The sequence below is a fragment of the Micromonospora sp. NPDC049089 genome (assembly GCF_040648775.1).
In the GTDB taxonomy this organism is placed as follows: Bacteria; Actinomycetota; Actinomycetes; order Mycobacteriales; family Micromonosporaceae; genus Micromonospora.
The window spans coordinates 1-10156 of record NZ_JBEZEH010000236.1; the positions used below are offsets into that span (position 1 = coordinate 1).

Sequence of the window (10156 nt, forward strand, 5' to 3'; positions counted from 1 at the left end):
GACGGCCGGGGGCTCCCGCACCGCGTACGAACGCCAGATCGTCTGCTGGTCGTCCACGACGATCGGGTACTCCACCCGGTGAGTGCGGAGGTAGTCCTGGACCTCGTCGGCCTGGTCCGCGCCGGCCACGCCGACGAAGACCACCCGGTCCCGGTAGCTGCGGGCGAGGTCACTGAGGGCGGCCTGGTTGCTGGCGCAGGTGGTGCACCAGGAGCTGAAGAAGGTGAGCACGACGGGACGCTGCGCCCACAGCTCGGCGGCGGCGAACGGTGTGCCGTCGGTCAGCGCGCCGGTGAATGCCGGGGCGGCCGGGGCGGTGCCGGGCACCGGCCGCAGCGCCAGGTCGGCGGGGACCGGCCCGGGCAGCGCCGTCGCGCCGCCGGCGGGCGTCGGCGCGGGCTCGGGATCGGGCGTGCTGCATCCGCCCAGCAGCGCCGCCGCGAGCAACAGCGGCAGGAGTGCCCGCCTCATGAGGGGACCACCGCCACCAGCGCCGGGCCCTCGCTGGTGTCCGGCGTCAGGTCGAGCGCCGGCTGGCCGTCCACCTCCAGCCGGTAGGAGTCCCGCTGCGGCACGCGCACACCGACGGCGAACTCGCAGTAGGTGGGCAGGCGCTCGACCCCCAGGTCCTCGGCGAAGGCCGCCACGGCGGTCCCCGCCGGCAGCCGCCCGCTGGCCAGCGCCGATCCGTGGGGGTCGAGCACGCGGAACGATGCCCGGTTGTGGAAGTGCTGGTAGGGACCGGTCCCGGCGCAGTCCACGCCCGCGGCCCGGATGTTGATGTCGCGAACAAGGACCCGGACGGTCGTCGGGGAGACCGCCTCCTCGGCAGCGCCGACGGCACCGCAGCCGGTCGCGCCGGCCAGCAGCAGGGGCAGCAGCAGGGGCAGCAGAGCCATGGTGCTTCGCCGCACGTCATCCTCCTTCCGTCCGCCTGCCGGGTCCGCGGCGGCAGGCCGCCGCGGACCCGGCAGAAACGGGGTCAACCTTGGCGTCGATCAGGACTTCTCGACCCGGCACTGCTTGGTCTCCGTCTTCGTCGGGTCGCTCTCCGAGGTCGCGGTGAGCTTCACGAATCCGGTGGTCGCGGCGGCGGCGGTGGCACCCACCGACACCTTGACAGTGGTGGCCTTACCGAACTGCGCGGTGGCGAGCTCGTTGGGCAGCCAGGTCCGCCAGCCCTTGCCGGCGACCTCCGCCGACAGGCGGTAGACGTCCGACTTCAGGTACGCGCTGACGTTCTCCGGGTGCTGCTGGCCGCCGGCCGAGTACGAGCCGGTGTTGGTCAGCTCGAACGAGCAGGTCACCCCGCGGTTGGTCGGCTTGCCGCCGCCGGTCACCTCGCCCTTGCCCAGCGTCACGCCGTGACTGCTCGGCCCGCCGGTGCCGTCGAGCGAACGCACCGCCACGGTGTAGGAGAGCGAGCCGGCCGAGTCCCGCTTGAGGTCGATGATGTAGAAGTGCAGTCGGTTCGCCTCGTCGACGTACTCGTACTGGCTGCCGGTGTCCGCGCCGGCGTGGAACAGCGCGTCGGAAAGCTGCCGGTAGTCACCCATGGTGATCTTCTGCGGGGTGCCGTCGGGGCGGTAGAAGTCGATCATGTCGATGTCCTGCGGGTTGGCGTCCACCACCCACTGGAACGGCGCGCTGTCGGCGTTCTTCGTCTTGCTGACCAGCACGCCGCTGTCCGGGGTGAAGGAGTCCGCGCCCATCCGGTCGACAACCTCGACCGTGTAGTTGTTGAAGTTGCCACCGTCGCACAACGGGTCGGTGCTGACACCACACGTCGGCGACAGGTCCTTGTTCAACGCGATGTTGACGCCGCTCAGGCCCTTCGGGCCGGCGTCGACCGCCCGGGCCGTGACCTGTGCGACCACCAGACCCGACGAGGCCAACGACTCCCGCGACAGTCGCAGCACGTGCTCCTCACCGACCAGGCCGATCTTGATCTTGTCCCGCAGGGTGTGCAGCGAACCCATCGAGCCGCCGTTGGTCGGTGGGATCTGCCAGCGGGTGTGCGGACCGCCCGGGCCATTGAACGACCCGCGCGACATCATGCTCCAGATCCCGGTGTACGCCCTGCGCAGCGGCTCGCCGTACGGGTTGTTGTAGTTGTCGCCGATACCCAGCAGATGGGACAGCTCGTGGGCGTAGACGCCCATGCCGGAACTCTCCCCCTGCGTCGAGGAACCGCCGCCGGCGTTCGGCCAGAGTGTCGCCGCCGCCTTCCACGAGGTCCAGTCCACGTAGCGGGTCTTCGCCCAGTTCGGCAGGTTGGGGTCCGGCGGGCCCCAGGCGTCCGGCACGTCCTCCTTGTTCTGGAAGATCATCTGCCCGAACTCCTGCCAGGTCGACGACTCGTCCTGGCCGGCGCTGAGGATGAACACCAACTCGTACTGGTTGGCGACCTCCTCGCCGACGGCTGCCCGCCAGGCGCCCAGGCCGTCGGTGCGGATGTTCTTGCCGCACACGTCCCCGCTCGGGCAGGCGCCCGGGTTGAACCCGTTGTCCAGCCCGTACTGGTACGACTTGGACGGCATCTGGTACGGCCCGAACCCGGTGAGGTCGACGCCGTAGCGGCCGTTGGAGTCCTGCATCCAGTACTCGTGCAGGGTGTGGCCCTTGTTGAGGGTGTTCGGGGTGTTCAGGAAGTCCTGGTAGAACTTCGGCACGTCCGCCCGGGGGATGTTTGTCGCGACGGACTGGGGGTTGCCGAAGACCGTCGATCGGGCCCGCTGGGAGACCGCGAACGTCTCGTCCGGATAGTCGAGCGCCACCAGGGCGATCTTGAAGTTGCGGACCGAGCCGGACACGCTCGGGTCGGCCCAGTTCTTGCCGGGCACGGCCTTGTAGTCGTTCCAGGTCATCGTGTCCGGGTTCTGCCAGGCCTGCGGATCGAGGACCTGGAACGGCGCGGTGCCGCCGACCGGGTTGGCCGGGGCCGCGGCGGCCTGCGCCGCCCCGGTAGCCACGAGCGTGGTCACCACGGCGGCGGCCAGCACGGCCCGCCTCAGCCGGGCTCGGTTGGGGGTACGGTGCACGAAACCACCTCTCGTCGGAGGAAACGCGGTGCCGGCGCCCCGGTGGGGGCTTTCGCGAAGCGCCTGTCAGCAAGCCGCGCAGCGAATCTAGGAGTGCGGGTCGGTGCCGGTCACCGTGCAGATGTCGGCAGGTGAGCCGGCCGCTTCCGACACCTGAAGGACCGACGCCCCCGACGGCTCAGCCAGGGGAGGCTCCGGAGGCCGGTTCGGTGGTCGCCGCCAGGGCCCGCCGTACGTCCCGGCGTACCCGGTCGGCGGCGACCTCGGACAGGGGTCCGCGCGGCGGGCGGCACCGCCCACCGAACCGTCCGGCGCACTCCATGGCAAGCTTGACGGCCTGCACCGACTCGGGCCGGGAGGACCAACCGAGGATCGGGTGCAGTTCGGCGTAGAGCGGCAGCGCCCGGCCCAGGTCGCGGGCGACGCACAGCTCGTACAGGCGCACGGCCTGGCGGGGCAGCGCGTTCGGCAGGGTGGCGACCCAGCCGGTGGCGCCGCACAGCACCAACTCGAGCACCACGTCGTCGGCGCCGACCAGCACGTCGACGTGGGGGCAGAGGTCCCGCAGGCGATGCAATCTGCGTACGTCGCCGGTGACCTCCTTGACCGCGACGATCCCGTCGATCTCGGCTACGGTCGCCAGCAGGTCCGGTGTGAGGTCCAACCGGGTGTCGGACGGCTCGTTGTGCGCGACCACCGGCAGGCCGACCGCCGCCACCTCCCGATAGTGGGCGACCACGTCGGCGGGGCGGGCAGCGGGCCCTTCAGGTGGCCGCGCCAGCACGCCGTGGGCACCGGCCTCGGCGGCCTGCTCCGTCCAGCGGCGCGCCTGTCTGCTGCCGTAGCCACCGACGCCGGGCACCACCGCGCAGCCGGGCGGCGCGGCCTGCACCGTCGCCTGAACCACGGCGGCCCGCTCGTCGTCGGTGAGAGCCCGGTACTCCCCCACCGACGCGCACGGCGCGACCCCGTGGCACCCCTCGGCAGCGAGCCAGCGGACGTGTTCCTGGAGCTTGTCGACGTCGACCGACAGGTCGGCGCGGAACGGCGTGGTGATGGAGACCAACACGCCCCGCCAGGGCCTACCAGTTCCCACTCGCAAGCCCCCTCTCCGCCGGTACCGCCAGGTGTGGCGGCGCCGAGGCGATCCGTACCGGAACCCTAGGAACGTCCCGCCGCCGCGGTCTTCGGACAGATGCCGGAACAGCCGCGTCACCGCCCGTCTTTTTGTCGTGACTTCGACAGTGGACCTTGCGCGATGACCCATCGGCACCGGAGGGTAAGGACTGGCGGTCGCGCGATCCCTGTCACGCAGCGCAACCAGGGGAGTTATATGCACGGTGAGCTCCAGCGAATCGTCGACGCCGTCGCCGCCCGGGTGGGGCGACCCGCCCTCATCGAGGATCGCCGACAGCGGGTGGTCGCCTACAGCGAGCACGACGGTCCCATGGACGATGTCCGGCGGACGTCGATCCTGCGCCGGCAGACGACGCCGGAGGTGATCGCCTGGTTCCGGGACATGGGCGTGCTCACGGCTCACGTGCCGATCCGCACCCCCGCGTGCGCCGAACTGGACCTGCTGGCAAGGGTGTGCGTGCCGATCCGGCACGACGACCTGCTGCTCGGGTTCGTCTGGTTCATCGACGCGGACGGTTCGATGACCGATGCCGACATCGCCACCGCGACCGGCCCCTTCGCCGACCTGTCGCTGGCCCTGTACCGGGAGAACCTGCTCGGTGAGCTCGCCTCACAGCGGGAGACCGAGGCCACCCGCACCCTGCTGGTGGAGAGCCGGCAGGCGCGCGAGCACGCGGCGCGGGCGCTGCTGGAGGAGGGCGTGGTCGTCGCCGACGGGTCGACTGTCGCGCTCGTCGCCCAGCTCGTGCCGGCCGCCGGGCGGCAGCCCGACGAGGTGGCCCGGATCGCCCTGGAACAGGCTCTGGTCAACACCCGCCGCTGGATCGGCGTGCGGGAGACGCTGCACCTGGTCTGGCACGACCACGGGGTGCTGCTGGTCTGCGGCGACCGGGTCGCCGGCCGACCCTCGCCGGAAGCCTCCGCCGGGCACCTCAACGACGCGCTGGGCACCGCGACCCGGGGCCTGGCCTCGGTGGACCGGACGGTGACCGGGATCGGCCAGCCTCGTGCCGGGCTGTCCGACGCTGTGGAGTCCTACCAGGAGGCCGCGCAGGCCGCCCGGGTCGGCACCCAACTGCCCGCGCTGGGCGGGGTGGTCTCCTGGGCCGGGCTCGGCATCTACCGGGTGCTGTCACAACTGGACACTCAGCACCTCGCCGTCGCGGGCGTCCATCCCGGGCTGGAGCGGTTGCTGCGCGACGATGCCCACCAGGTGCTGCTGGAGACCCTGGAGGCCTACCTGGACCTGGCGGGCAACGCGCACGCCACCGCCGAGAAGCTCCGCTTGCACCGGACGACCCTCTACTACCGGCTGCAACGGGTGGAACAGCTCGCCGGGACCGACCTCAAGGACGGCAACGAACGGCTGTGCCTGCACCTGGCCATGAAGCTCGGGCGGCTCACCGGCCACTACCGCACGCCGTGACGCCGCCGCCCGGACAGTCTCCGGCGTTCCTCGTCAGACGAGGCGGGTCATCCACCCGTACGGGTCGGCGGCCCGACCGTACTGGATGTCGAGCAGGTGGCGGCGCAGCCGCATGGTCACCGAGTCCTCGGCGCCAGCCTTCGGGGCCGTCACCTCGCCACCCTCCCAGACCAGGCGCCCGACCGGCGTGACCACGGCGCCGGTGCCACACGCGAAGACCTCGGTGATCGCACCGGAGGCCACACCCTCCTGCCATTCCCTGATCTCCACCGGGCGCTCCTCGACCTCCAGGCCCAGATCCTTGGCGAGGATGAGGATCGACGCCCGGGTGACGCCCTCGAGGATCGTGCCGAGTGCCGGGGTGACTATCCGTCCGTCGGCAGTGATGAAGTAGAGGTTCATGCCGCCGAGCTCCTCCACGTAGCGGCCCTCGGCGGCGTCCAGGAAACAGACCTGCTCACAGCCGTGCTCGGCGGCCTCGACCATCGGCGCCAGGCTGGAGGCGTAGTTGCCGCCGCACTTCGCCTCGCCCGTGCCGCCCCGCGCCGCCCGGGTGTACTCGGTGGAGAGCCAGATGGAGACCGGCTTGACGCCACCGGAGAAGTACGCGCCGACGGGGCAGGCGATCACCATGTAGGTGATCTCCTTCGCCGGGCGAACCCCCAGGAACGGCTCGGAGCCGAACATGAACGGCCGCAGGTAGACGCTGTATTCGTCTTCGTCCGGCACCCACACCTGATCCGCCCGGACCAGTCCCTCGACCGAGGCCATGAAGTCAGGCACCGGCAGCTCGGGCAGTGCCAGCCGCCGGGCGGACCGGGCGAAGCGCTCGCCGTTGGCGTGCGGCCGGAACGACCAGATCGAGCCGTCTCGGTGCCGGTACGCCTTCATGCCCTCGAAGATCTCCTGGGCGTAGTGCAGGACGGCCGCCGCGGGGTGCATGAGGATCGGACCGAAGGGGATGATCTCGGAGTCCTGCCAGCCGCCGTCGGGCCTCCACACCGCCCGTGCCATGTGGTCGGTGAAGTACGTGCCGAACCCCGGATTGGCCATGATCTCGGCTCGCCGCTGCGCGCTCGCCGGGCTCGGATTCTGGTGCAACGGGAACGACAGGCTCATCGCCGGGTCCTCTCAGGGGCCGCATCCCTGGGCGCTCAGGTCACCGAGCACGAACACGCAGGGGAGGTTGTCGGATGACGGGTGCAGAATACCGACGGTGCGCCATCCGCTCGGGGCGCGGCACGTGCGTCCCGTCGTCTCGCCAGCTCGCGGCGCGAGGCGATGCCGAGCTTGCGGAAGATTTTGCGTAGGTGATAGTCCACGGTGCTCGGGCTGATGAACATCTGTGCCGCCACCTCCCGGTTGGAGGCACCGTCCGAGACCCGCCGCGCGATGTTCCGCTCCTGGCTGGTCAGGCAGCGGCTCTGGGTGAAGTGGTTGGTCGTGTCGTGGCCGGCCAGCCTGCTGCGCAGTTCGCGGCGGGATGCGACGCCGAGCCGGTGGAACACTCCGCGTAGGTGATGTTTGACAGTGTGGGTGCTGATGACCAGGTTCGTCGCGACCTCGGAATTTGTGGAGCCGGCCGCCACCAGTAGGGCGATCTGTTCCTGCCGCGGGGTCAGTACCGCGTCGCGAAGGACTCGGGCAGGCTCGGCTACGACGCGGTGCATGGTGCTCCTCGGGCGAGGGTTCGGGGTCTCGACGACCATCCGATCGCACCGCGGTGCACGACGAGTGCAGACTGAGTGCTCGCCCTATGCGCTCAGGACGCGCCCCTCATCAAGCTCAAGCGGGCCCGGACATACGCGACCATTGTCCGATATGTCTCGGCCTGCTCCATGCCAGCGACCTCGATGAGTTCCCGGAAGCCGTTGTCGGCGATCAGGTTCTCGAACTGCTGGCACCCCCGTTCCGCGCGCACCAGGTCGCCCAGATCGAATGCGGCCCGCGCGAGGATCGCCGCGACGGCACACCGGGGTCCGTCGGACTCACAGACGCCTTCCGCCAATCCCCACTCCGACACCTTCACCGCTTGTTCGAGGCGGCCGAGTTTCCAGGAGGACTCGGCGATGAGCTGCGCGTAGTAGATCTTCAGGTGATCGAGGTGCTGTGCGACGGCAATGGCCAGCCCTTCGTCAGCGAGCCGTGTGCCGGCCTCGAACCGGTCGGACCCCAGGAGCGCTCTCGTGAGTGTCAACAGCGAGACGGCGAGCAGTTCCTGGTGCCCCGTCTGCCGGGCAAGACCCACCGAGCGTTCGCCGTACGCGTTCGCGGCGTCGTGGTCGCCACGCGACAACGACAGCACGGCGAGGTTTCGCAGGACGTCGGCCTGTCCGGCCAGCTCTCCGGCGCCTTCGAAGATGGACAGGGCCCGACGCAGGTGTTCGTCGGCCTGCGGCAGCGGGGCGACGACCTCACCGACGGTACGAAGAAGTTCGGCCTCCACCAGCGGCTCACCGAGCACGCTGACCAGATCGAGGATCGCCAGTACGGTCTGTGTCCGGCCCGGGGGTATGGAGTTGCTGCCCGGCGCTGAGGAGGCGAGGACCATGGCCGCCGCGTCACGCCCCAGGCCATGCGCGAGGGCCAGATCGATGGTCGCCCACAGCGCGGCGCGTTCCCGCGCGTACCAGGCGGCAGCCTGTGGCACGCTGTCGAACGACTCAGGCGTCACCCCTGACGGCGGTTCGCTGACGTCGCCGACCGGCTGCCGGTGGTGTGTCGCGTACGCGGCGCGGGCCGAGTGCAGGTAATGCGTGATGAGGCACCGCTCGTACTCGGGTCGTTCCTGATCCTCGTCGAGGAGTTCACCCGCGTAGGCCCGCAACAGGTCGTGCAGCACATAGCGCCCGGCCTGCGACTCGTCGAGCAGATTCGCGGTCACCAGTTCCATGAGCAGTGCGCGCGCCTGTCCGCGACCGACTCCGGCGACACTGGCCGCCGCCTCCAGCGAGATCCCTGGCCCCGGGTGGACGGCGAGGGCACGGAACGCCTGCGCCGTAGCGGGATCGAGGGCCTGATACGACCACGAGAACACCGATCGAACATCGTCGGAGGAGTCCACACTGGACAGTGCGTCGAGCCTGGCGGACGGCGCGGAGACGTCGCTGACGGCCGCGCTCAATGGCAGGGCCGGGTTGAGGGCCACGCGGGCCGCGACGATCGCCAGTGCGAGCGGCAGCCCGGCGCAGAGCGCGATGACTCTGTCCAGGGCCTCCGGGTTCGCTGTGGCGCGACGGGCCCCGAGGCGGTTGATCAGGAGCTGGCGGGACTCGGCCCCGGTCAGCCGATCAACGTGCAGGTAACGCGCGCCCTCCCGGGTTACCAGGCTGGTCATCCGGTTGCGGCTCGTCACGATGACCAGACAACCCCGGGTGGCCGGCAGCAGCGGGCGGACCTGAGCGGAGTCGCGCGCGTTGTCCAGGAGGATCAGGAGTCGACGACCGAAGAGGCGGCTGCGATAGCGGGCTGTCTGCGCGTCGACGGTCTCCTGCGGTGACGAGACCGCCGGCTCGCCCAGGGACGCGAGCAATGTGGCGAGTGCCTCCTCCGGTGACATGACGCGGCCGTCCGGATCGAGACCCCTCAGGTTCAGGAACAACTGGCCGTCGGGGAACTCGCTGGCGATCTGGTGGGCCCAGTGCACTGCCAGCGCGGTCTTGCCGATGCCGCCCATGCCGCCGAGCACGGTGATCACGATGGCCGCATCGCTGAACGCGTCGGACAGTTGGTCGTCGAGCACGGCGGCCACGTCGTTTCGGCGGACGAAGCCCGCGACCTGCGGCGGCAACTGCGCGGGCCGGAGAGCCTCGGGCGGGCGTAGTTCCTCCTGGAGGGTCCAGCCGCTGGCGAGCAGTTCCCGGTACGCCTCGCGCAGCTCCGGCCCCGGGTCGACCCCCAACTCCTCGGCGAGATGTTGACGGGTCCGCTCGAAGACACGCACCCCTTCCGCACGGTGACCGGTGGCCAGGTACGCGCGCATCAGGCACGCCTGTAGCGCCTCGTCCAGCGGCACCGCGGCGGCCACGCTCAACAGTGGGGTCAACACGGTGTCTGCCATGCCGTTGGCGATCGCCGCCGCACCGGCGGCGAGCGCCACCGCGACGCGCTCCCGTTCGATGGCGACGAACTCCGGCGAACTCGAGGCACTGGCCGGAAGGTCGGTGAACGCAGGGCTGCGGCCAAGCTCCAGAGCGGTCAGGTACGCCCGGACGCCGGCCATGACGTCGCCGCCGGCGAGTGCCTCGCGGGCCCGCCGAACCAACTCGCGATACATGGCCAGATCGGAGTCCTCGGTCGCGAGGACCAGCCGGTAGCCCGTACCGGCCGGCAGGAGGTAGCGACCGGTTTCGCGGACGTCCAGGTCCGGTTCGAAGATCCGCCGGATGTGCCCGACGTGCCGGTGGACCTGGTTGGCGGCACTGGGCGGCGGTTGGTCGTCCCATACGCCGTCGATGATGGCGTCGAGGCTGACCGCGTCACCGCCGGCGGCAAGGAGCTTGGCCAGGATGATCCGCTGGCGCACCGGGCCAAGATCGACGTCCGAGCCGTC

At 70.6% G+C, this 10156-nt stretch carries 8 protein-coding genes; 1 reads left to right on the forward strand and 7 read right to left on the reverse strand.

Annotation, left to right across the window (positions count from 1 at the left end; all coding sequences use genetic code 11):
* The 4 genes from AB0B48_RS29015 to AB0B48_RS29030 form a co-directional block, all read right to left on the reverse strand.
* Positions 1 to 471 (reverse strand): TlpA disulfide reductase family protein (locus AB0B48_RS29015; protein WP_357207020.1); only part of this gene is annotated, 471 nt, incomplete at its 3' end.
* Complete coding sequence (locus tag AB0B48_RS29020; RefSeq protein ID WP_357207022.1) at positions 468 to 914, reverse strand: hypothetical protein; 447 nt, start codon at positions 912 to 914, stop codon at positions 468 to 470. The genes AB0B48_RS29020 and AB0B48_RS29015, both read right to left, overlap by 4 nt.
* 84 nt (positions 915 to 998) lie before the next feature.
* The gene (locus AB0B48_RS29025; RefSeq protein WP_357207024.1) at positions 999 to 3041 is read right to left on the reverse strand and encodes a M6 family metalloprotease domain-containing protein; all 2043 of its coding nucleotides are present in this window, start codon (positions 3039 to 3041) and stop codon (positions 999 to 1001) included.
* A gap of 178 nt (positions 3042 to 3219) precedes the next feature.
* Positions 3220 to 4137: a dihydrodipicolinate synthase family protein gene (locus AB0B48_RS29030; RefSeq protein WP_357207026.1), complete on the reverse strand. Its 918-nt coding sequence runs from the start codon at positions 4135 to 4137 to the stop codon at positions 3220 to 3222.
* 237 nt (positions 4138 to 4374) lie between these two features.
* On the opposite strand from AB0B48_RS29030, the gene AB0B48_RS29035 reads away from it, so the two are divergent.
* The gene (locus AB0B48_RS29035) at positions 4375 to 5604 is read left to right on the forward strand and encodes a helix-turn-helix domain-containing protein (protein WP_357207027.1); all 1230 of its coding nucleotides are present in this window, start codon (positions 4375 to 4377) and stop codon (positions 5602 to 5604) included.
* A 33-nt stretch (positions 5605 to 5637) separates the two neighbouring features.
* On the opposite strand, the gene AB0B48_RS29040 is transcribed toward AB0B48_RS29035, so the two are convergent.
* The 3 genes from AB0B48_RS29040 to AB0B48_RS29050 form a co-directional block, all read right to left on the reverse strand.
* On the reverse strand, positions 5638 to 6723 hold the full coding sequence (locus tag AB0B48_RS29040; RefSeq protein ID WP_355006426.1) for a branched-chain amino acid aminotransferase: 1086 nt from the start codon (positions 6721 to 6723) through the stop codon (positions 5638 to 5640).
* A 35-nt stretch (positions 6724 to 6758) separates the two neighbouring features.
* Positions 6759 to 7274, reverse strand: coding sequence for a helix-turn-helix transcriptional regulator (locus tag AB0B48_RS29045; protein ID WP_357207030.1), 516 nt, complete (start codon positions 7272 to 7274; stop codon positions 6759 to 6761).
* Positions 7275 to 7366: 92 nt separating this feature from the next.
* The coding region (locus tag AB0B48_RS29050; RefSeq protein WP_357207032.1) for a BTAD domain-containing putative transcriptional regulator at positions 7367 to 10156 on the reverse strand (2790 nt) is incomplete at its 5' end.

Coding starts and splice junctions, on each gene's coding strand:
- AB0B48_RS29035 (WP_357207027.1), top strand. CDS start 4,375: ATGCACGGTGAGCTCCAGCGAATCGTCGACGCCGTCGCCGCCCGGGTG.
- AB0B48_RS29045 (WP_357207030.1), bottom strand. CDS start 7,274: ATGCACCGCGTCGTAGCCGAGCCTGCCCGAGTCCTTCGCGACGCGGTA.
- AB0B48_RS29040 (WP_355006426.1), bottom strand. CDS start 6,723: ATGAGCCTGTCGTTCCCGTTGCACCAGAATCCGAGCCCGGCGAGCGCG.